At 32.0% G+C, this 21,245-nt stretch carries 19 protein-coding genes and 1 tRNA gene; 3 read left to right on the top strand and 17 right to left on the bottom strand.

Going from position 1 to position 21,245, the window contains the following annotated elements; genetic code table 11:
• Positions 1-48 precede the first annotated feature (48 nt).
• The 11 genes from DIS18_RS10185 to DIS18_RS10135 all read right to left on the bottom strand — a co-directional run bounded on the left by DIS18_RS10185 (position 49) and on the right by DIS18_RS10135 (position 9,757).
• On the bottom strand, positions 49-2,001 hold the full coding sequence (locus DIS18_RS10185) for a heavy metal translocating P-type ATPase (protein ID WP_069675413.1): 1,953 nt from the start codon (positions 1,999-2,001) through the stop codon (positions 49-51).
• A gap of 10 nt (positions 2,002-2,011) precedes the next feature.
• Positions 2,012-2,218, bottom strand: coding sequence for a GDCCVxC domain-containing (seleno)protein (locus DIS18_RS10180; RefSeq protein WP_083236541.1), 207 nt, complete (start codon positions 2,216-2,218; stop codon positions 2,012-2,014).
• A complete protein-coding gene (gene merTP / locus DIS18_RS10175; protein ID WP_069674101.1) occupies positions 2,218-2,811 on the bottom strand; it encodes a mercuric transport protein MerTP in 594 nt (197 codons plus the stop codon). The genes DIS18_RS10180 and merTP overlap by 1 nt, the downstream gene beginning before the upstream one ends.
• A complete protein-coding gene (locus DIS18_RS10170; protein ID WP_069674100.1) occupies positions 2,808-3,170 on the bottom strand; it encodes a DUF3703 domain-containing protein in 363 nt (120 codons plus the stop codon). The genes merTP and DIS18_RS10170 overlap by 4 nt, the downstream gene beginning before the upstream one ends.
• Positions 3,171-3,226: 56 nt before the next feature.
• Positions 3,227-3,640 carry a Fur family transcriptional regulator gene (locus tag DIS18_RS10165; RefSeq protein WP_069674099.1) on the bottom strand — a complete coding sequence of 138 codons (414 nt, stop codon included), beginning with the start codon at positions 3,638-3,640 and terminating at the stop codon, positions 3,227-3,229.
• A gap of 2 nt (positions 3,641-3,642) precedes the next feature.
• The gene (locus DIS18_RS10160; RefSeq protein ID WP_109352961.1) at positions 3,643-5,829 is read right to left on the bottom strand and encodes a TonB-dependent receptor; all 2,187 of its coding nucleotides are present in this window, start codon (positions 5,827-5,829) and stop codon (positions 3,643-3,645) included.
• A 49-nt stretch (positions 5,830-5,878) separates the two neighbouring features.
• A complete protein-coding gene (locus DIS18_RS10155) occupies positions 5,879-6,199 on the bottom strand; it encodes a DUF6660 family protein (RefSeq protein ID WP_079738439.1) in 321 nt (106 codons plus the stop codon).
• A 50-nt stretch (positions 6,200-6,249) separates the two neighbouring features.
• A complete protein-coding gene (locus tag DIS18_RS10150) occupies positions 6,250-7,746 on the bottom strand; it encodes a hypothetical protein (RefSeq protein ID WP_109352960.1) in 1,497 nt (498 codons plus the stop codon).
• On the bottom strand, positions 7,746-8,009 hold the full coding sequence (locus tag DIS18_RS10145; protein WP_079738437.1) for a helix-turn-helix domain-containing protein: 264 nt from the start codon (positions 8,007-8,009) through the stop codon (positions 7,746-7,748). The genes DIS18_RS10150 and DIS18_RS10145 overlap by 1 nt, the downstream gene beginning before the upstream one ends.
• A 174-nt stretch (positions 8,010-8,183) precedes the next feature.
• Positions 8,184-9,434 (bottom strand): site-specific integrase, encoded by a 1,251-nt coding sequence (locus DIS18_RS10140; protein ID WP_109352959.1) that lies wholly within the window; start codon positions 9,432-9,434, stop codon positions 8,184-8,186.
• A 235-nt stretch (positions 9,435-9,669) separates the two neighbouring features.
• Positions 9,670-9,757 (bottom strand) — tRNA-Ser (locus tag DIS18_RS10135).
• A gap of 188 nt (positions 9,758-9,945) precedes the next feature.
• Here DIS18_RS10135 and DIS18_RS10130 point away from each other — a divergent pair.
• The 3 genes from DIS18_RS10130 to DIS18_RS10120 all read left to right on the top strand — a co-directional run bounded on the left by DIS18_RS10130 (position 9,946) and on the right by DIS18_RS10120 (position 13,536).
• Positions 9,946-10,575: an NAD(P)H-dependent oxidoreductase gene (locus tag DIS18_RS10130; protein WP_109352958.1), complete on the top strand. Its 630-nt coding sequence runs from the start codon at positions 9,946-9,948 to the stop codon at positions 10,573-10,575.
• A gap of 133 nt (positions 10,576-10,708) precedes the next feature.
• Complete coding sequence (locus tag DIS18_RS10125; RefSeq protein WP_109352957.1) at positions 10,709-11,902, top strand: DegT/DnrJ/EryC1/StrS family aminotransferase; 1,194 nt, start codon at positions 10,709-10,711, stop codon at positions 11,900-11,902.
• Between the two features lie 86 nt (positions 11,903-11,988).
• On the top strand, positions 11,989-13,536 hold the full coding sequence (locus DIS18_RS10120) for a glycoside hydrolase family 16 protein (protein ID WP_245925659.1): 1,548 nt from the start codon (positions 11,989-11,991) through the stop codon (positions 13,534-13,536).
• Between the two features lie 11 nt (positions 13,537-13,547).
• Here the strand turns inward: DIS18_RS10120 and ribB are convergent, their stop codons facing one another.
• The 6 genes from ribB to tpx form a co-directional block, all read right to left on the bottom strand.
• The gene (gene ribB, locus DIS18_RS10115) at positions 13,548-14,708 is read right to left on the bottom strand and encodes a 3,4-dihydroxy-2-butanone-4-phosphate synthase (protein WP_109352955.1); all 1,161 of its coding nucleotides are present in this window, start codon (positions 14,706-14,708) and stop codon (positions 13,548-13,550) included.
• A gap of 16 nt (positions 14,709-14,724) precedes the next feature.
• Positions 14,725-17,106 (bottom strand): LptF/LptG family permease, encoded by a 2,382-nt coding sequence (locus DIS18_RS10105; protein ID WP_342752164.1) that lies wholly within the window; start codon positions 17,104-17,106, stop codon positions 14,725-14,727.
• 9 nt (positions 17,107-17,115) lie between these two features.
• Complete coding sequence (gene lolA1, locus DIS18_RS10100; RefSeq protein ID WP_109352954.1) at positions 17,116-17,751, bottom strand: outer membrane lipoprotein periplasmic chaperone LolA1; 636 nt, start codon at positions 17,749-17,751, stop codon at positions 17,116-17,118.
• A 9-nt stretch (positions 17,752-17,760) separates the two neighbouring features.
• A complete protein-coding gene (locus tag DIS18_RS10095) occupies positions 17,761-20,151 on the bottom strand; it encodes an FtsK/SpoIIIE family DNA translocase (protein ID WP_109352953.1) in 2,391 nt (796 codons plus the stop codon).
• Between the two features lie 101 nt (positions 20,152-20,252).
• Positions 20,253-20,621, bottom strand: coding sequence for a diacylglycerol kinase (locus DIS18_RS10090; protein ID WP_109352952.1), 369 nt, complete (start codon positions 20,619-20,621; stop codon positions 20,253-20,255).
• On the bottom strand, positions 20,614-21,120 hold the full coding sequence (gene tpx, locus DIS18_RS10085; RefSeq protein ID WP_109352951.1) for a thiol peroxidase: 507 nt from the start codon (positions 21,118-21,120) through the stop codon (positions 20,614-20,616). Before tpx ends, DIS18_RS10090 begins: the two co-directional genes overlap by 8 nt.
• Positions 21,121-21,245 lie beyond the last annotated feature (125 nt).

Below are 21,245 nucleotides of genomic sequence, written 5' to 3'. Positions count from 1 at the left end.
TTAACAACTATTGATTTTGTTTAACAGAAGTTTAATTGAATAATCTGCTTAATCCCAACTCATTCGTTGTAATCTAACTGCATTTAAAATTGCTAATAATGCTACTCCTACATCTGCAAAAACTGCTTCCCACATTGTGGCTAAACCACCTGCTCCTAATATCAATACAATAACTTTAACTCCAAACGCTAAAATGATATTCTGCCAAACAATTTTTCTTGTAGAACGACTTATTTTAATGGCTCTAACTACTTTTGAAGGCTGGTCTGTTTGAATTATAACGTCTGCTGTTTCAATAGCTACATCACTACCTAAACCACCCATTGCAATACCAACGTTACTCGCTGCTAAAACTGGTGCATCGTTAATACCATCACCTATAAAGGCTATTTTGTTTTCAGGATTTTTCTTTAAAATTTCAACTTCGTTTAATTTATCTTCTGGTAGTAAACCACCTTTAGCATTTTCGATATTCAACTCTTTAGCGACTTGTTGCGTAATGGAATCTTTATCACCGGAAAGCATCATAATATTTTTAATGCCTACTTTGTGTAATTCTGTAATAGTTTCTTTTGCATCCTCTTTTAATTCATCCGCTATTACTACATAACCTGCAAATTGATTATCGATTGCAACTAATACTATAGATTCTACAATAGTTTCCGTTTCACTTGGAATATCAATACTATTGGTAGTCATCAAGGCTTTGTTACCTACTAAAACAGTTTTATCGTTTACTATACCTTTTAATCCTTTACCAGCAATTTCAGAAACTTCTTTTGCTTCATAGCTATTTTCAGTTCCTTTATATACCATTATGGCTTTAGCTATTGGATGCGTGGATTGTTCTTCCATCGCCATTAAATATTGCATAAATTCGGTTTCTTTCCAACCGATTGCTTTTACTTCTTTGATTTTAAAAACACCTTTGGTAACGGTTCCTGTTTTGTCCATTACCAAAGTATTTATCTTGGTCATTGCATCTAAAAATGAAGCACCTTTAAATAAAATTCCATTTTTTGAAGCTGCTCCCAAACCACCGAAATAACCTAATGGTATTGAAATCACTAACGCACAAGGACAAGATATTACCAAGAAAATTAATGCTCTGTATAACCAATCTCTAAATACATAATCATCTACAAAAAAGTAAGGTATAAAAGTAACACCAATAGCTAAAAACACTACAATTGGTGTGTAGATACGAGCAAACTGTCTGATAAACAATTCTGTTTTAGACTTACGAGCTGTTGCATTTTGAACCAAGTCTAATATTCTCGCAATAGAACTATCTTCAAAGATGTTGGTTACCTCAACTTCAATAACGCTTTCTAAATTAATACTACCTGCATAAACCTTTGCATCTTTCTGAATAGAATCTGGTTTGCTTTCTCCTGTTAATGCTGCGGTGTTTAGAGATGCTTTTTCGGATAATAAAATACCATCCAATGGAATTTTTTCACCTACTCGAATTTGTATTTTCTCGCCAATATTTACAGCTTCGGGCGATACACTTATATAATCACCATCACGAAATACATTGGCTTCTTTTGGCCTAACATCTAATAAGGCTTTAATATTTCCTTTTGCTCTATTAACTGCTGCGTTTTGAAATAATTCTCCTACTGCATAAAATAGCATTACTGCCACACCTTCAGGATATTCACCAATGATAAACGCACCAATGGTGGCAATAGACATTAAAAAGAACTCGGTAAAAACATCGCCTTTTATAAGACTTTTCCATCCTTCTTTAATTACAGGAAACCCAACTGGAATATATGCTAAAGTGTACCAAACTACTCGAATCCATCCTTCAAATTGAGGAATGGCATCAAAATAATCTACAGCAATTCCTACGATTAGCATCACAAAACTTATAAGTGCTGGAATGTATGTTTTGAATGCACTTCCATTTCCGTGGTCGTGACCATCATCGTGAGAATGTTGTTCTTCTGAATTTGGTTTTAAATCTCTTAAATTGACTTTCTTTTTTTTCATCAAGTTAGTTTTAACAACAACTTTTATTTTCTTGAATTGGTGGACAGGGAACTGTTCCATAAGAACAATACACACAACAATCACCTTCGTTTGGTTTTAGAACCGTTTTACAATGCTCACACTCGTAGAAGAATTGACAAGCATTTGTTGGCATATCTTCTACTTTTTTATGTCCGCAGTTAGGGCAAGTGATTTCCGATTTTAATATGGTTTTCATTAATTTTCTTTTTTGTTAGTTACTTTATAACCTGTTGCGTTAATTGCTTTCTCAATCTCCAATTCATTGGTTTTAGTTTCGTCAAACTCAATGATTGCGTTACCATTTTCGTATGATGTTTTTGAGTTTACAATTCCGTTAAGTTTATTTACTTCGTGGTTAACGTGTGCTTCACAACTGGCACAAGTCATTCCACTTATTTTATACTCTATTGTTTTTATATTTGATTTATCAACTATTATGATTTGTTTTTCGGTTTTTGGATATAACATACTTGAGTAGTATGGGAAAGCCAACATCACAATTGCAAAAGCTGTTACAATGCCTAAAAAGGTTTTTGACTGCATAAATTTTGGTTCTTTATCCGTTTCACATTCACAGTCGATTTCTTTTTCTGGTTTTAATTTTTGATACCAAGCAAAGAGAAGAACTAATATAGTTAGCCCTATTAAGTAAGGTCTAAATGGTTCTATCCAAGAAAAAGTTGAAGCTACACCACTTGTTCCTGCAATTAATGCCAAAACAGGTGTGATGCAACACAATGAAGCTGTGATTGCTGTTAGGATACTTGTAACCGCTAATTTATTTTTCATTCTATATCTAATAATTTTTCAATGTCTTTTGGAATAGGCATACGTTTTAATGGTGGTACGTTTGCGCCACCAGTATTACCAAGTGGAACGTGATTTATAAATGATTTCCAGCCACCCACAAACAACCTAACTATTTGACCTATTACTTCTTTAGTATCTTTTTGTCTAAATCCAAATTTTAGCATTAGCCAATGTGAATAGGTATGTTCTATAGGATAAGACTGTCCTATTATATGACTACGCTCTAAATGAAACCAAGCATAACCAAACTGTTTATTTTCTAAACATAAACTGTATTGTTTTATTTCTTCGTTATAAGCCTGTTTAAGATGTTTAGGTATTTTAGTATTAAACTTCATATCCACTAATTTTGGATAAAAGTAATTTAATAGTAAGTGCAATGGAAGTGCATTTGTTATCCACTACACTTATCACATATACCTTTTACAACCAAGTTTACATTTTCCGAAACAAAGCCATCAGGCACTTTAATTTGAGGGATTTTATGGTTTGTTAGGCAAATGGTTTCATTGCAATTGTTACAATGGAAGTGTAAGTGTAAATCTGTTTTTATATCACAACTACAACCTTGTTCACACAATGCATATTTAGTAATTCCTGTGCCATCATCAATTTGATGTACAATATCCTTTTCTTCAAAAGTTTTAATAGTTCTGTATAAGGTAGTTCTATCTGCTTTTTCAAAAGCATTTTCAATGTCACTCAATGTTACTGCTATCTCTTTTTCTGCAAGAAACTTATATATAAGCAAACGCATTGCCGTTATGCGAATATCTTTTGACTCTAATAATTGTTCTATTGTTTCCATAATTAATCGTGGTGTTCGTTTCCAAATGGTTTAATAATAAGTCCTACACTAAATATAAAACCATCTGTTGGCGCATATATTTCTGGGAAAACAGGATTTTCGTGAGGTGGTAAAACCAAAGGTGAAAACCTGCTTTGTCTTCTATCTGTAAAATTCTCAAAATTCACAAATACACTTCCTAATTTAAAATTACGCATCACCAATAAACCCATAGTTACAAAGTCTGTAGTTTCTGTACCATTGGATAAGAATTGTTTTCCTGTATAAAAGGTTTCATAACCAATACGCCATTTTTCAGATTCGTACATTAAAACACTACCTGCGTTATGCTTTGCTGTTAATGGCTTTTGTGGATTGCCAGGTAAATAATTTAGTTTGGTATCAATAAGCGCATAGTTTAAAAACCATCTAAAGTCTTTGTAAGTAAACTTAATATTGGTTTCTGCTCCTTTGCTAAAGATTTCATCTGGTGCATTTTCAAACTGAAATAAACCGTTATCTGTAGAATTTAAAAGCAGTCCATCATTAATAGCAGTCACATAGAATAATTGGTTTATGGAAAAACCAATCTCATCCGATAATCGTGTTTGATAATTCACATCGAAATTAACACCATAAGAACGTTCTGCATCTACTGTAGATTTATCTATAGCAAGCACATTTTCAAAATTGATATACTCTGCTTCTTCTGTAAAAATATCAGGAATCTTATACCCTAAACCTCCACCAATTCTACTTGAAAATCCACTATTGTTTTTATAAAGTAATGAAATTCTTGGAAGTGGAAAGAAACCGAAATCCGTATTATAATCTGCTCTTAATCCTGTTTCTAATATCCAATTATCTGATAAATCATAAATATTATTTGCAAATGCGCCAAAGGTTACATCTTTTTGGTCTCTCTGTAGTGGTGCGTTATCATTTTCATCGAAATTTGAGGTATAAAGATTAGCTCCAACTATCCAATCCGTTTTTTCTGATGCTGTATTATATGTGATTTCAGTAAACGTATTTGTCTGTTTGCCATCAAAATTGAAATCCGGAACGGTTAAATTCCTATCGAAAAAAGAGACACTATTTTTAAACTCTACTGAACTAACGGAATCTAATTGTGTTTGATATACCAATTGACTGCTTAATCGTTTTGAATTGTTTTCTTCTGTATATTGATGAATACCTTCTTCACCACTTTCAATTTTGGTAATATCTCCACCAATTCTATCATCGTACGTTCCGTTTAATCCAAACCAAAGTGTTGTTTTATCTGATGGATAATAAAATAATTTTGGATTGAATGAAATTGATGTTGTTTTTGGTAGGTTACTAAAGCCATCATCTTCTGGGTCGTATGCTTTTTGGTAATGACCAGAACCATAAAGTGATACACCGAATTTTTCATTTCGTTTGCTATAAAATACATTGGCAGTACTTCCTAACGCTTGGGTTTGAGTTAGCATAATATCTAATGCAGGTTCTTCATCTGGTGTTTTAGATACCATATTTACTAATCCTGCAATAGCACCTCCACCATAAAGTGTTGACGAACTTCCTTTAATAATTTCAAATTGTTGTAAGTCTAAAGGTGGTATTTGTAAAATACTTAACCCACTTGAGAAACCACCATATAATGGAAATCCATCTCTTAAAAGCTGTGTGTACCTACCATCTAAACCTTGAATACGAATATTGGTACTCCCACTACTTAATGATGTTTGTTGCATTTGTATTCCTGTGCTTTCACGAAGCACCATAGAAATATTAGTAGGATTCATTATTGCTTTTTCTCCTAATTCCTCTGCACCTATAAACTCTATACGTGTCGGTATTTTTCTAACGGTTCTCGTACTTCTTGAAGATTGCAGTACTACAGCATCTAATTGATTACCACCTTCTTTTAATTTAAAGACTAACGCTGTATTACTTGGAATTTGAATTGTTGTCTCAAATGCTTCAAAGCCTAAAAAGGAAATTATTATTTGATGCTGACCATCTGGTATTTCTGTAAAAGTTGCAATACCATCAAAATCGGTTACTGCTCCTTTTTCTAATGCTTCAAAATAAACCGTTGCGCCCAATAAAGGCTCGTTTTCAGCTTCTGTTAGGACTTTTATTTGTATGTCTGATGTTTGTGCCTGTAACGATAGGCAAAGTATTAATATGAGCTTTATGCTCAATAGGTATTTATTCATTGAATTGTATTTGTAATTAACTAAATAATTGATTTAAAATCGATTTGTTTTAGCTGATTACTTGTGGCGGATGCCAAATATTGGAAAGGAAATTAAACCCGTAAATAGGTTGATATGTAGAAATTAAATCCGTTGAGATTTCAATATTAAGTTTTAAATCAAATGTCTTGATGGGTTCGTAAGTAATTGTCATACCGCAACAATTACAAATACAAGTTACAGGACAAGAATCGTCGCTATCTTCTTGATGATTATGATTTGTACTTATCTCGTCTTGATGCTGCTGGTCTTCTATATTTTGCCCATCAGAACAAGGCTTTGCTGAAAGCAATAGTATAATTAATGATAATATGATTGTTACAAATTTCACAAGTACAAAGATAAAAATTTAATGATGCAATGGTTGTGCAATTATTTTATTTAAGCGACAACCTTTGCTTTCTCCTTTAAAGTTTCAAGATGCTTTACCATATTGCTTTTACACCATACCTCTTGTTTTATTGTTGGTGGATGACCAATAGCCTTGGTTAACTCTTCCATCATAATCTGCTCAACTACTTCTACATATTCTTCAGTAGTAGATATGCTATCGTGAATAGTGTATATAGGTGCTAATGGATATCCTTCTGAAACACGCTTTGCTATGATGTTAATCATTAAATGACTCTCTATGCTCTGTAATAATCTTGGAAGTAAAGATTTGTCCTTACTTTTTATTTTAGCAAATACATCAAACACCGCTTTAAACTTTTGCTCAAATAACCTTTTGGGTGCTGCTTCTGCTTGCCCCTTAAATTGGTTGGATGTAAACAACACTTGAAAAACTGCTGCTTTAACTTCTTTGCGGTCTTTTAATTCAATACCTAATTCCTGTAAAAAGGCATCCTCTAAAAACTCATATAACTTTCCAGATACTACTAAATCAATATAGTCTTGAAACTCATTATTTATAAGGGATTGGGGGATTTCTCCTAACATAATGTAAGAATCATTGTTATGAATATTTATATGTGAAATATTTAATGTATCACTCTTTATTTCATTGAAAACCTTATTTATTTTATTAAGATAAGAAAAATAGCGACTCTGCGGTTCATCAAAAGCAATCGACAATGAGTTATTCTTATTTCGCTCAAATTTTTGCACTATCCAAAAATCACGACTCAACAAAATAGTACTTAAATAGGGTTGACTGTTTTTAATATCTAACGAAATTAATTTTTGGCCATCATACGTAACAGCATTTCTAATTCGACTTGGCATATTGGTCAAATTGGTATGAAAGCGATATACATTATCATCCAACATCAAATTATAATCTTGCCATTTTAACCTTTGTGCGCTCATTTGAGCGTGTACCATTTGATTTGTTGGATGCTTATATTTTTTTCTTACTCTGTCGTACTCCCAAAGTGCTTTATCTTTTATTTTTAAATTATGCTCTTGAACTAAAAAGTCATCTATGTAATCATAATCAATTCGTAGTTTATCATTAAACCACTTTGTTAAAAAGCCAAGATGTTTAACCGACTCTATTTTACGATTTTTATGGGCTTTTAATTTGTTTCTAAAAGTGAAGTCTTCAACTTGCATTGATTTTACAGGTGTTCTGTATCTCTCAATAAATCGAAATCCTTTTGATTTTTCTCCAACCACATAATGATTATCGGACTCAATAATTTGTAAATCGCTTTCTAAATAGTTAAGATACTTTTTATAGTTCTGTATTTTATCCTGCAATTTTTTTGCGTTGATAGGCACAAAATCTTCGCCCTGAATATTCTTATCCATTAATGGAATAGCATTTATTAAATGCAGGATATAACATAGCTTGTCTAACTTATAAGGTTTAAAACTTGGCGGATTATTGTGCGTTAACTCGAATATATCCAAGTTTTCAGGTATGTATATTCTCATTATGCACTTTTGTTTTGGATTAAAATTCCGATTACATCATCATATTCATAGTACATAGTTTTACCCATTTTTGTATAAGGTAATGTTCCGTTGATTCGTAAATTCTGCAACGTGCCTGCTGAAATATTTAATAGCTCACGTACGTCTGCTGATTTTAACCACTTTTTTTGCTCTGTTTGGCTTCCTAAAATTGTCTTCAGTTCTGTGATGATTTCCTGTTTAAGAGTCTTTAAATCATCCTTTGTAATTACTTCAAATGTCATTTTTTATTAAAACGTATTAAAAGGTGTAAACACCTGATTTATATTGTGTTAATTTACGATATTTTGACCTTTACATAAAACAAACTTATTAACATTTATGCACTATCTTTTAACAGAAAAACCCTTGAATAATCAAGGGTTTAAGCATATACTTTTGTTCTTTGTTTATATATGTTAATTAGCGATTCTTTTGGAAGCATCAACATTACTTTTATCAGCAAATTTTTGTTTCAAAATTGCCATATCATCGCTTACTTTTCTATCCAATATTTTAGCATAGTGTTGCGTTGTTTTTAGTGATTTATGACCTAACATTTTACTAACTGATTCCATTGGCACACCATTAGACAATGTTACCGTAGTTGCAAACGTATGACGAGCTAAATGGGTGGTTAAGTTTTTATTGATACCACACAAATCTGCTATCTCTTTTAAATAGGCATTAGACTTTTGATTGCTCAATACAGGAAGCAATACATCTTTTGTAACTGCCTCTGGATGGTTCTCGTATTTCTTTATAATCTCTAAAGCAGTCGGAAGTAGGGGAATGTTACTACGTGTATCTGTTTTAGTACGCTTTGTCTTTATCCACTTATCTCCATCAATACCAAATACCAAATTATCTTTTGATAGTTTCTTAACGTCGCTATACGCTAAACCTGTAAAACAACAGAATATAAAAATGTCTCTTACTTGCTCTAATCTATTAGTGTGTAACTCTTTTTCGAGCATTGTTTGTATTTCTTCTTCTGAAAGAAATTGACGTTCCACTTCTTTTAAACGGACTTTATAATTTAGAAATGGGTCTTTTTTAATCCAATCGTTTGCTATTACAATACGTACAATCTTTTTAAAATTCTTGATATACTTAATTGTACTGTTATGTCCGCAGTTTCTAACCGTTTTTAAATAGAACTCAAAATCTGTAATATACTTGTGGTCTATTCTGTTTACAGGTATATCACTTACATTGTATTGATGTTGCATAAACTCTTGCAGATGCTTACATACTGTTTTATAACGTTCTAAAGTTCCTGCTGAAAACTCTCTACCAACTAATTTTTCAACTTGCTTGTTGTGATTATTAAAGATGGTTATGAGTGTTCTTTGTTTTTCCTCAACACCTAAAAACTTGTTTTTAAGGGTTTCGGTTGTAACCTCCTTGTTATCTTGAATTAAGTCTCTTTGGCTTTGATATACTTTTGTAGTAAGTGAATCTAAATAGGCATTTAGTTCTCGTATATTTTCTGTTCTTCCAATAGCTTTATTGGCTTCAACGCTCCATTTCTCAATCTCAATGGTACGTTTTGTACTAATCTCTGTACGCTTACCATCTATGGTAATACGTAGGTAAATAGGGCATTTGCCCTGTGCATCTACTTTACTCTTTTTTAAGTAGAATAATAATCCAAATGTTTTGTTCATTCTGGTGACCTTTAATTATACATTAATTTACAAAATTTCGAGGTCTTTTAATTGATATATTGTACTGATTTATAAACAGTTATAAACAATTAGGTGACCTAATTAAGGTTTAAAAAAGGTCACCTAATAGGTCACCAACAGAATGGTTTTTAATACATATTTTAATGTTTTGGGTAAAATAAAAAGTCCCATAAACATTGAGTTTACAGGACTTTCGTCGATTTTGAATAAATCTTGGCGGAGAAAGAGGGATTCGAACCCCCGGAGGTGTGACCCTCAACAGTTTTCAAGACTGCCGCATTCGACCACTCTGCCATTTCTCCTTGAGTGCCTCATCAAGCTATTTGCCTGAATGCGGGTGCAAATATAACGTCCTTTTTCATTCTATCAAATAAAAACTTAACTTTTTAGTAATAAATTTTATGTATTTTTCAATACAATTATTTTATTTGTCAATAGAGCAAAAACAAAATTGCAAACCTTATTTTTGTACAAACACTCAGATATTATAATGGACACAATAAAACAGCTTAAGTGGCGGTATGCAACAAAAAAATTCGATGCATCTAAAACACTACCAAAACCTAAGTTAGATATTATATCACAAGCATTTAACCTAACTGCAACCTCATTTGGGTTACAAACCATCAAGTTAGTTGTTGTAGAAAATAAGCAAACTCGAATTCCTCTTGTAGAAGCCTCTTACGGCCAAAAACAAGTATTAGATGCGTCTCATTTATTGGTAATATGTATTCAAGATAACATTGAAAACACAGATATTACAACCTATTATAACAACATAAAAACCATCCGAAACACCCCAGAAACCATATTAAAACCCTATCGTGAAGACCTTATTAAAATGATGGAAAGAAAATCCATAGAAGAGCGACAAAAATGGTCCACCAACCAAGCTTATATAGCGCTAGGTAATTTAATGACTGTTTGCGCCATTGAAGGTATAGACGCTTGCCCTATGGAAGGTTTTTTACCAAATAAGTTTGACGAAATCCTTAAACTAAACGAATACGGACTAAAATCAGTTTTACTTCTTCCTGTAGGTTATCGTGCCGAAGATGATATGTTTTCAAGTTTCAAAAAAGTTAGAAAACCTATAGAAGAAACCGTAATAAAAATATAAAATATTTGGGCGTTACCACAGGGGTCGGGCTTTCGGCAGTCGCTTCCCGATGAAAAATCGGGAGAGCTTCAACAAATGCCTCAATCCCTAACGCGTAGCCAGCGTCCGTTTCAACAGAAAAGACCATACAATTATGCCAGGATTTGAATTATTTGGAGATTTAGAACGAAAAGAAGTAAACGATGTACTAGATAATGGTGTTTTAATGCGCTACGGCTTCGATGGTATGCGTAAAGGACATTGGAAAGCGAAAGCATTAGAATCAGAACTTCAAAGCACATTTAAATCCAAACACGTGCAATTAGTATCCTCCGGAACCGCAGCAGTCTCCGTTGCACTTGCAGCAGCAGGTGTTGGTGCAGGCGATGAGGTTATTATGCCAACCTTTACCTTTGTAGCCAGTTTTGAAGCTATAATGATGTTAGGAGCCATCCCCGTATTAACAGATATTGACGATACTTTAGGCTTAAACCCTGATGCAGTTGAAAAAGCTATCACACCAAAAACAAAAGCCATTATGGTGGTGCAAATGTGCGGTAGTATGGCTAATATGGATGCGTTGCAGGCAGTTGCCAACAAACATAACGTATTATTAGTAGAAGATGCATGTCAAGCCATTGGCGGAACATATAAAGGTAAACCTTTAGGAAGCATCGGAGATTTGGGATGTTTCTCATTCGATTTTGTAAAAACTATAACTTGTGGAGAAGGTGGAGCAGTAATAACAAACAATAAAGAATATTACATAAATGCTGACCATTATAGCGACCATGGTCATGATCATGTTGGTAATGATAGAGGTGCAGAAACACATCCATTCTTAGGGTATAATTTTCGCATTTCAGAATTGCATGCTGCAGTAGGATTAGCCCAAGTAAAACGCTTGCCAGAATTTTTGGAAATACAAAAGCGTAACTTCAATATTATTAGAGAAGCCTTAGCAGAAATTCCGGAAGTAACGTTCAGAACTGTTCCAGATGGTGGGGTAGAAAGCTGTGCTTTTTTAAATTTCTTTTTACCAGATTTAGAAACTGTAAATAAAGTTTCAAAAGCCTTTAAAGAAAATGGAGTTGATGCATTTTGGAATTATTATAATAACAACTGGCATTACATCAGAGAATGGCATCATTTAAAAGATTTAAAATCACTTTACCCAATTTCTACGGAAGTGAGAAAAGGTTTAGAAAATCTTAAAAATAGAGACTTCTCTAAATCTGACCATTACATCGCAAGAAATATGTCTTGCTTAATAAAATTATCTTGGACAGAGCAAGAGGTAAGAGAGCGTGCTACTAAAATGTCCCAGATTATAAGAGCGTGCATTTAAGGAATTTGTTTTGTATTGTTTTTGTATGGGTTTAAAACACTGTTGATGAGTTTTTCCATGCTTAACTTTGTGAAAAAATAATTTCTATGTTTAGAAAATGCTTTAACGTTTTTGTACTTCTCATATTGGTTTCACAAGTTAGCTTCTCACAGCAAATGCCAATTGACTTTTCTGATAATTCAGATGTTTTTAGTGTTTGGGGAGGAAGTACGTTTACTACAAGAACATCTCCAACAGATTCAGGAAACATAGTAGGAGAATTTGTGCGTTCAAATTCTTCATCTGAACAAGGACAATATATAGATTTGATAAGGTCTATTGATTTAGATTCTAATGATACTATAACATTACTATTTTATGCATTTGATCCTATTTCTCATACCATTATAATTAAGTTGGAGAATGGAACAAATCCAAATATTGAACTTGCAGTTACTGCATCTTCATTTAATAGATGGACAGCATTAACTTTTGATTTTTCAACTATTGGTGGTAGTGGTAAATATGATAGATTAGTTTTTAGGTTTGATGATGGTAAATCTGTGTCTGGAGGGTTTTTAATTGATGATATACATGATGGTTCTACACCAACTGATCCTAACGCTCTAGATGTTTTATATACAGATTTAGTATGGTCTGATGAATTTGATAGTACTACGCCTGCTACAATTGATGCATCTAAATGGTACCACCAAACTATAGGTCCTAATGGTGGACAATGGTTTAATAATGAACTGCAACACTATACAGATAGACTAGATAATTCTTTTGTTGAAAATGGGTTTTTAAATATTGTAGCTAAAAGAGAAAGCTATACTCATGGAGGTAAAACTTTGCAATTTACATCTGCAAGATTGAATTCTAAATTTGCTTTTACTTATGGAAGAGTAGATGTTAGAGCTAAATTACCTAGCGGTAATGGTACATGGCCAGCTATTTGGACTTTGGGTAAAAATGTAAGCGAGGTAGGAGCTTATTGGCAAACTCAAGGTTTTGGTAATACAGGATGGCCTTGGTGTGGGGAAATTGATATTATGGAACATGGTTTAGGAGCAGTAAATCATACCTCTAGCGCATTGCATACAGGTTGTGATGGGTGTTCTGGTGATACAAAAAATAAGGCATCACAATTAATAAGTGATGTCTCTGCAAATTTCCATGTGTATTCTGTGAATTGGTCACCAAATCAAATTACTTTTTTAGTTGATGACGTGGCTTACTACACCTATAATCCTGCTATTAGAGATATTGGAACATGGCCTTTTGATCTAGAACAATTTCTTTTGTTAAATGTAGCTATGGGAGGGTTTTCAGGTACTCCAGACTCAGGTTTTACAAGTAGTTCAATGGTAATTGATTATGTAAGGGTATATCAAAACAATGCTTTAAGTAATGCAGAATTTAACGCAAATTCATTTAAATTATATCCGAATCCGACTAAAGACATTGTTTATATAGATTCGAATATGCATATAAATTCAGTTCAAATATTTGATACTTTAGGTAATATTGTTATGAACAAAAAAAATACTAATAATAAGTTTAATGTATCTAATTTGAGTAATGGTTTATATCTTTTAAGAATAAACTCAAATAATAGAACATTAGTAAAGAAACTAATAATCCAATATTAATACTTAGATTTTTAGTATTTAACATAGTCTACAATCTCTAAACCATAACCTATTAAACCTACACGTTTGGTTTGTTTAGTATTAGAAATGAGTTGTAGTTTATGAATGTTTAAGTCATGAAGAATTTGAGCTCCAATCCCAAAGTCTCTATTGTCCATATGAATTCTAGGTGCACGAGCTACTTTTTCGGGAGTTTGATTTTCTTTTAAAAACGATAAACGACTCAATATATTCATAGATTGAGACTCTTGATTTATAAATATAATCGCTCCTTTACCTGCATCATTTATTACTTTAAACATAGCATCCAATTGCTTATCAGCATTATTGGTAAGTGTGCCTAAAATGTCATTATTAAATAATGTAGAATTTATTCTGGTAAGTACGTCTTCATTATCTTTCCAATGCCCTTTGGTTAAAGCTATATGAACCTGATTATTAGTGGTTTGTTTGTAGGCTCTTAATCTAAAACTTCCAAATCTAGTTTCTATTTGGAAATCTTCTTTTTTCTCAATTAAAGAGTCGTGTTGCATTCTATAAGCTACCAAATCTTCAATTGAAACAATTTTTAAATCTAGTTTCTTTGCTACCTTAAATAGCTCTGGTAAGCGTGCCATGGTACCATCTTCATTCATGATTTCTACAATCACACCAGCAGGGTTTAATCCTGCTAATCTTGCAAAATCTATAGCAGCTTCAGTATGTCCAGTTCTTCGTAAAACACCACCTTCTTTAGCAACTAAAGGGAAAATATGCCCTGGTCTTGCTAACTCAAAAGGTTTAGTATCATCATTTATGAGTGCTTGTACCGTTTTAGCTCTATCACTTGCAGAAATACCTGTAGTAACACCATTTCCTCTTAAATCAACAGAAACTGTAAATGCAGTTTCCATAGGGTCGGTATTGTTACGAACCATCATGTTTAGTTCAAGCTCTTTGCATCTACCTTCAGTTAATGGTGCACAAATAAGTCCTCTACCATGAGTAGCCATAAAGTTTATCATTTCTGGTGTTACCTTATCGGCAGCTGCCAAAAAATCACCTTCATTTTCACGATTTTCATCATCAACAACAATAATAACTTTTCCGTTTCTTATATCATCTATTGCTTCGTGGATAGTATTGAGCTTAAACTCTTGATTTACTTTTTGTGTCATAGTAGTTGCCATCATAATGCAAAGATATGGCTTATTTTAAAGATTCTAAACAATTTGTCTTTAAGTCATCTTTCATTTTTTGGTTTAAAAAAAGATAAGTTATGAAGTAGAATGGTATGCCAAGTATTAGAAGAAATACATTTGGTGTTTTTTGCTTTTTCCCAATATGATTATAAAATTGGAATGTGTTGATTATCGATTTGATAAAATAAACCAAAAATAAAACTAATGAAACTATACTTAGTTGTATTGAAGCTGTTGCTAGTGGTAGTAACTCATTGTTTTTAAAGACAAAGAATAATATCAATAAAACTACGCCAATAATGTAGAGAGTTATAGCAAATTTTGAATGTTCATTATAATTATTGGCTGAAAATTGAAGTTCATTACAATTTTCAGAAGTAATTGGAGATTGTTGTTCGGTTTTTGCTTTTACATTTATATTTAATTCTTCATTCATTTTTTTCTTTTGGAAAAGATAAATTAGGAAGTATAAAGGAAAACCTACTAGTAGAAATATAAGTGCATTTGAAAAAGATGCTTTTTCAAGATGTTTATAAAAATTAGAGCTACTAATAAAGGATTTTACTAGTGAAAACAAATAAAATATTCCTGATATAATTCCAGTAATTGATAAAACACTTCCAATAAGTTCAAACTTATTATTTTCTAAAACAAGACCTATCAAGGTTAATGAATAGAATATAATGTATAATATAAAAGCTAATTTAGAGTCTTCTTCAAATTTATTTTTTAGACGAATTGCTTCTTCATATTTTTCATTAAAAAGATTACCAGAAAATTTTAATTGTTGTGTTGAAATACCTCTTGTGTTAATTATTGATAGTGCTGTATTTCTATATTTTGATGAATAACTATACTCTCTATAATTTTTAATTATATCAATTAACCTATTGTTATCATAAGCTAGTAAATCTATGTATTCTGAAGATTTTGATTCAAATACTGTAGTGTCTTCATCTATAGTTGCTTTCTTGATTCCAAATAATTTCTTTAAGAATTCGAAAAGCCCTTCTCCTTCAATAAGACCTCTATCAGCTGTAGCTCTTCTAGTTAAGAAAATACCTAAAGGAAGCATAATTAAGGTTGAAAACCACGGTGCAATAATTGGATTGAATCCTCCGTTTTTTGCGCTATTTGTTGCAAATATTCCAATAAAATGATAGGTTAAAAATAAAAGTATGGCAATAACCATAGGTAATCCAATACCTCCTTTACGGATTAAGGCACCAAGTGGTGCGCCAACAAAAAATAGTATAACACATGCAAAGCCTAAGGCAAATTTTTCATGAAGTGATATAACATGCTTGTTAAGCCACGCTTTAGAGTTTTTCATGGTAGCATCTTTTGTGATAATAAGTTGCTTAGAACTAATCATTGATTTTGACGCTACATCTACTAAATCTATTTTTTGTTTGGTATCAAAAAGATCAAGAATAGGACCAGTGTAGCTTAAAGAATCAATTACCTTTCTGTCTACAGGGTAATTTCTATTAAGTCCAGATCTAAGATGTAAATTTTCAGCAAACGTTTTATTTTCGTTACCATATTTTGTAACGAGAGAATCTATGGTTTTGTTTAAACCACTAACATTTAGCATGTTATATTTATCAGTTTGGGACTGTTCATCAAAATCAACATTGTTCAAGTTTGATAAATCAATGTTGATGATTTTGGTTTCAAAAGTGCTTTTTGCAAAAGGTTTTCTTTTTAATGCTTTTCTATCTTGTGGAGAAACATCACTATAATAATGGCCATCACTCAAAATTAACTTTAATACATTTGAGTCTTTTTCACTAGCAAGTTCTCCAATTTTGGATTTTATAACCGTAGCATTTTTTCTGCCAGTTTTATCTTTTACATGTATGGTTACATCTTTTAGAAATTGATCACGGTCTCCATATTTGTCAACAAACTTAATATTGTAAGTTCCAACTGGGTTAAATTGACCTTCAGCAAGTAACATAGCGGGTTTAAGCTTTGCTATGTTTTTTCTTAAATTATAAGAATTAAGTTCTGCCCATGGAATAACATTATTGGAAAAAAAGAAAGTTACGATACCAAGAATAACTATAAAAACACTTAAACCAGACATGGCGCGTTGTAATGAAATACCAGTTGATTTCATTGCAGCAAATTCATAGTTTTCTGCAAAACTACCAAACACCATAATAGATGCCAAAAGAATGGTAAGTGGCAAAACTAAAGGTATAAGTTTTGGCATAAAATAAGCTAGAAACTTAACAATAACTACAATGTCAAGATCTTTTCCAGCAAGTTCTTTTATGTAAAGCCAAATAGTCTGTAAAACAAAAATCAGCATGAGTATAACAAACACACTGAGGAAAGTTTTAAGGTATGTGGTTAGTATGTAGCGGTCAAGAATTTTCAAACGAAGAACCTAATCTAATTTATTGATGTAATAATCTTTGTATTTATTGGCATCAAAGGTAAATAAGGTTTTTGATAAAGGCGCATTAGTTTTAAAAGAATTAACAGTGAGTGTGGTTTTTGTATCGTTTTTACCTACCTGAATTAAGTTGTAAATGTTTTTTGTTTGCGCGTCAATACCTAAAAGAATACTTTTTATTTCAGAATTAGAATCAATAGGCGTTAGCTTTACATATTGAATTTTTCTTCCTTTTATATTTTGTGTAATATCTAACTCGTAAGTATATCCGTCTTCATAAAAAGACAACATTTTACTTGGTGTTATGGCATCATTTTCATCGTCGTTATCTGATGAAATAGTCACTTCTTCATCTTCAGCACTAATAGAATATAGCGTTTTACCATCAAATAAGCGTGTTACTCCAAGTATATTTAATCTGTATTTATCACCTTGCATCACTACATCTCCTTTGGTTTCTTGCTTTATGTTTTCTGAAATATTTTCTAATGTGTATTTAAAGTCTAAAGAAATATTGTCATAGCTTTTTACCTTTACTGAAACTTCATTCAATAAACTTTTGGCTTTGTTTTGGGCAAAAGCGTTAAAAGATAATGTTATTAATAATACTGCAATTAATCTTTTCATTGTTCTAATTTATAATAATTCGTCTTGTAAAAGTTTATCCAAAGCAGTTAAATCTGGGACTAAAACTTGTCTCGCTTTACTGCCTTCAAAAGGACCAACTATTCCAGCGGCTTCTAACTGGTCAATTAATCTGCCTGCTCTATTATAACCTAGTTTTAGTTTTCGTTGTAATAACGAAGCTGAACCTTGTTGTGCGGTTACAATAACTATGGCAGCATCTTTAAATAGTTTGTCTCTGTCTGAGATGTCTATATCAAGACTTGTGCCACTTTCTTCACCAACATATTCAGGAAGTAAATAAGCTTCTGGATATGCTTTTTGAGAACCAATAAAATCTGTTATTTTTTCAACTTCTGGTGTGTCAACAAAAGCACATTGTACACGTATTAAATCATTTCCTTGTGTGTAAAGCATATCTCCACGACCAATAAGTTGATCAGCTCCAGAACCATCTAAAATAGTACGTGAATCTATTTTTGAAGTTACTCTAAAGGCTATTCGTGCTGGGAAATTAGCTTTTATTATACCAGTGATAACGTTTACAGATGGTCGTTGCGTTGCGATAATTAAATGGATTCCAATAGCACGAGCTAATTGCGCTAAACGAGCTATAGGTGTTTCTACTTCTTTTCCAGCAGTCATTATTAAATCTGCAAACTCATCAACAACCAAAACAATGTATGGTAAGAATTGATGCCCATCATTAGGATTTAATTTTCTAGCTTTAAACTTCACATTATATTCAGCAATATTTCTACAGAATGCATTTTTTAGAAGTTCGTAACGGTTATCCATTTCAATACATAATGAGTTTAATGTATTGATTACTTTTGTGTTATCTGTTATTATCGCGTCTTCACTATCTGGAAGTTTTGCTAAATAATGACGTTCAATTTTATTAAAAAGTGTTAACTCAACTTTCTTAGGATCAACTAATACAAACTTTACTTCTGCAGGGTGCTTTTTATAAAGTAGAGATGTTAAAACCGCATTTAGTCCAACCGATTTACCTTGACCTGTAGCACCAGCCATAAGTAAGTGAGGCATTTTTGCTAAATCGACTACAAAAGTTTCATTGCTAATAGTTTTACCTAAAGCTATTGGTAATTGCATTTCTGAGGCTTGAAATTTCTTTGAAGCAATTACTGAACGCATTGATACAATTGTTGAATTTTTATTTGGGACTTCAATACCTATAGTCCCTTTTCCTGGAATAGGAGCAATAATTCTAATTCCTAAAGCAGAAAGTGATAAAGCAATATCATCTTCAAGGTTTTTAATTTTTGAAATTCGAATACCAGCATCTGGAACAATTTCATAAAGTGTTACGGTTGGTCCAATAGTTGCTTTTATACTTGAAATTCCAATTTTATAATTGTTTAAAGTATCAACAATTCTATTTTTATTTTCTTCTAATTCTTCTTGATTTATAGTAATACCTTCAGTATCATATTTTTTTAATAAATCAAGGGTTGGAAATTGATACTTAGCTAATTCTAGTGTAGGATCAAACTGCCCAAAATCTTCAACAAGTTTGTCTGCTAAATTATCAGTTTCGGATTTTTCTTCTTTTACTTCTTCAACTTTTATTTCTAGTTCTGGCTCTTTTTCAATTTCTGGTTCTGGTATTTTAACTTCTAAAGGCGCAGGTTCTAATTTAGGTTTGATTGTTTTTTTAGGTTCAGTCTCTTTATTTTCTAATGGAATTTCAAAAGCTGACTTTATAGCTTCAGCTTCTTCAGATAAATTATTGTCAAAAGGAACAACAACATCTTCTTTCATATTAGAAAGTTCATCTTTGATATCCTTTTTTGCAGATTTAAAAATATTAGTAATGCTTTCAAAAGTCACTTTAAAACGCATAGCTAAATAGGTTATTAATCCAAATGCTAATAAAAGTGATACACCAATTTTTCCTATGTAATCCTGAAGAAGGCTATTAATTTCAAAACCTATAGTTCCCCCAAGAATATCTTTTGTGTTTCCGAAGAATCCAAAAAGAATTGACAGCCAAATAATAATTAATATACCCCAAAACCAATGCTTTCTTAGTTTTGCTTTGTTGATGTTCATTAAAGTATAAACACCAGATAGAAAAATTAGACCAGAAAATATAAAAGATGCAATACCAAAACCTCGGTGAATAAAAAGTTCTCCAAACCATGCTCCAACTTGACTAACCCAATTTTGAGTTTCTGATGTTCTAGATGGAAAAGAACTTATAGCGCTTTGATCTTCATTTCCAGTAAAACAATAAGAAATAAATGCTATAAACAACCAAAAGCCAAGTATGATTAACAAGCTACCCAGAACCAGTTTTTGCTGACTAGATAACTTAAAACTAAATGTTCTAACTTTTTTTATAGGTGTTTTTTTAGTTTTGGGTTTACTTTTGGCCATTAATGGTTTGTTGTTTCAGAATTTAAACTCCAAAAGGAGTGTTTTTTTGGGTTGTAACAAAAATACAAATTACTAACGTTTATCCTAAGCGTATTAGTATTTTAAAAAATCTTTGGGAGGTATATAATTAAACCAACAATACTGGCAAAAACTGAAGCTATAAAAACTGCTCCAGCTGCAATATCTTTTATTAAACCAATTTTAGGATGCTGTTCTGGATGAATAAAGTTAGCAATTTCTTCAATTGCTGTATTAATACCTTCAATACTCATAACTAAACCAATAGCTAATAATTGAACGATCCATTCATTTGAAGAAATTTCAAAATAAAAGCCTGCTATAGTTACTATGATAGCAATTACAAACTGAATTTTGATACTAGCTTCAGTTTTTAAAAGTAATAGTGCACCTTTAAAGGCGTAACCCACACTTTTCAATCGGTTTTTTATAAAGGATTCTTTTTTAGGCATCCTGCAACGCTTCTAAAGCAGCCTTATAGTTTGGTTCGTCAACAATTTCTCCCACTTGTTCAGTATATTTTACAATGCCGTTTTCATCTAATACAATAACACAACGTGAATGTAATCCTTCTAGAGGCCCATCAACAATGTTTAAACCATATGCTTTTCCAAAGCTTCCATCTTTAAAGTCAGATAAATTAACTACGTTTTTTAATCCTTCAGCACCACAAAAACGACCTTGAGCAAAAGGTAAATCACGAGAAATACAAAGTACTTTTGTGTTTTCTAACTCACTTGCTTCTTGATTAAACGTTCTAACTGATTGTGCACAAGTTCCTGTATCTATACTAGGAAAAATGTTTAAAACCACCTTACTGCCTTTGTAATTTGTTAAGCTATGAACATCTAAATCTGTTGTAGTTAGTAAAAAGTCAGGTGCTTTTGTACCAACTTCTGGTAAGTTACTTGATGTATTAATTGGGTTTCCTTTTAATGTAATTGAAGCCATTTTTTTGTATTTTAATTTGAGCATCTAAAATAGCAATATTTAAATGAGTTCAATAGTTTAATCTTACTATTTTTTGATTTTTTTAAGTGAATAAAACTTGTTAGTTATATTCAAAAGCTATTAGG

This window comes from Algibacter marinivivus, assembly GCF_003143755.1.
Classification (GTDB): domain Bacteria; phylum Bacteroidota; class Bacteroidia; order Flavobacteriales; family Flavobacteriaceae; genus Algibacter_B; species Algibacter_B marinivivus.
The sequence above is the reverse complement of the archived record's forward strand: the minus strand, read 5'-3'. Positions and strand labels throughout refer to the sequence as shown.

Excerpts from the sequence above, each read along its gene's own strand:
- DIS18_RS10185 (WP_069675413.1), bottom strand. The coding sequence starts at position 2,001 with ATGAAAAAAAAGAAAGTCAATTTAAGAGATTTAAAACCAAATTCAGAA.
- DIS18_RS10180 (WP_083236541.1), bottom strand. The coding sequence starts at position 2,218 with ATGAAAACCATATTAAAATCGGAAATCACTTGCCCTAACTGCGGACAT.
- merTP (WP_069674101.1), bottom strand. The coding sequence starts at position 2,811 with ATGAAAAATAAATTAGCGGTTACAAGTATCCTAACAGCAATCACAGCT.
- DIS18_RS10170 (WP_069674100.1), bottom strand. The coding sequence starts at position 3,170 with ATGAAGTTTAATACTAAAATACCTAAACATCTTAAACAGGCTTATAAC.
- DIS18_RS10165 (WP_069674099.1), bottom strand. The coding sequence starts at position 3,640 with ATGGAAACAATAGAACAATTATTAGAGTCAAAAGATATTCGCATAACG.
- DIS18_RS10160 (WP_109352961.1), bottom strand. The coding sequence starts at position 5,829 with ATGAATAAATACCTATTGAGCATAAAGCTCATATTAATACTTTGCCTA.
- DIS18_RS10150 (WP_109352960.1), bottom strand. The coding sequence starts at position 7,746 with ATGAGAATATACATACCTGAAAACTTGGATATATTCGAGTTAACGCAC.
- DIS18_RS10145 (WP_079738437.1), bottom strand. The coding sequence starts at position 8,009 with ATGACATTTGAAGTAATTACAAAGGATGATTTAAAGACTCTTAAACAG.
- DIS18_RS10140 (WP_109352959.1), bottom strand. The coding sequence starts at position 9,434 with ATGAACAAAACATTTGGATTATTATTCTACTTAAAAAAGAGTAAAGTA.
- DIS18_RS10130 (WP_109352958.1), top strand. The coding sequence starts at position 9,946 with ATGGACACAATAAAACAGCTTAAGTGGCGGTATGCAACAAAAAAATTC.
- DIS18_RS10125 (WP_109352957.1), top strand. The coding sequence starts at position 10,709 with ATGCCAGGATTTGAATTATTTGGAGATTTAGAACGAAAAGAAGTAAAC.
- DIS18_RS10120 (WP_245925659.1), top strand. The coding sequence starts at position 11,989 with ATGTTTAGAAAATGCTTTAACGTTTTTGTACTTCTCATATTGGTTTCA.
- ribB (WP_109352955.1), bottom strand. The coding sequence starts at position 14,708 with ATGATGGCAACTACTATGACACAAAAAGTAAATCAAGAGTTTAAGCTC.
- lolA1 (WP_109352954.1), bottom strand. The coding sequence starts at position 17,751 with ATGAAAAGATTAATTGCAGTATTATTAATAACATTATCTTTTAACGCT.
- DIS18_RS10095 (WP_109352953.1), bottom strand. The coding sequence starts at position 20,151 with ATGGCCAAAAGTAAACCCAAAACTAAAAAAACACCTATAAAAAAAGTT.
- DIS18_RS10090 (WP_109352952.1), bottom strand. The coding sequence starts at position 20,621 with ATGCCTAAAAAAGAATCCTTTATAAAAAACCGATTGAAAAGTGTGGGT.
- tpx (WP_109352951.1), bottom strand. The coding sequence starts at position 21,120 with ATGGCTTCAATTACATTAAAAGGAAACCCAATTAATACATCAAGTAAC.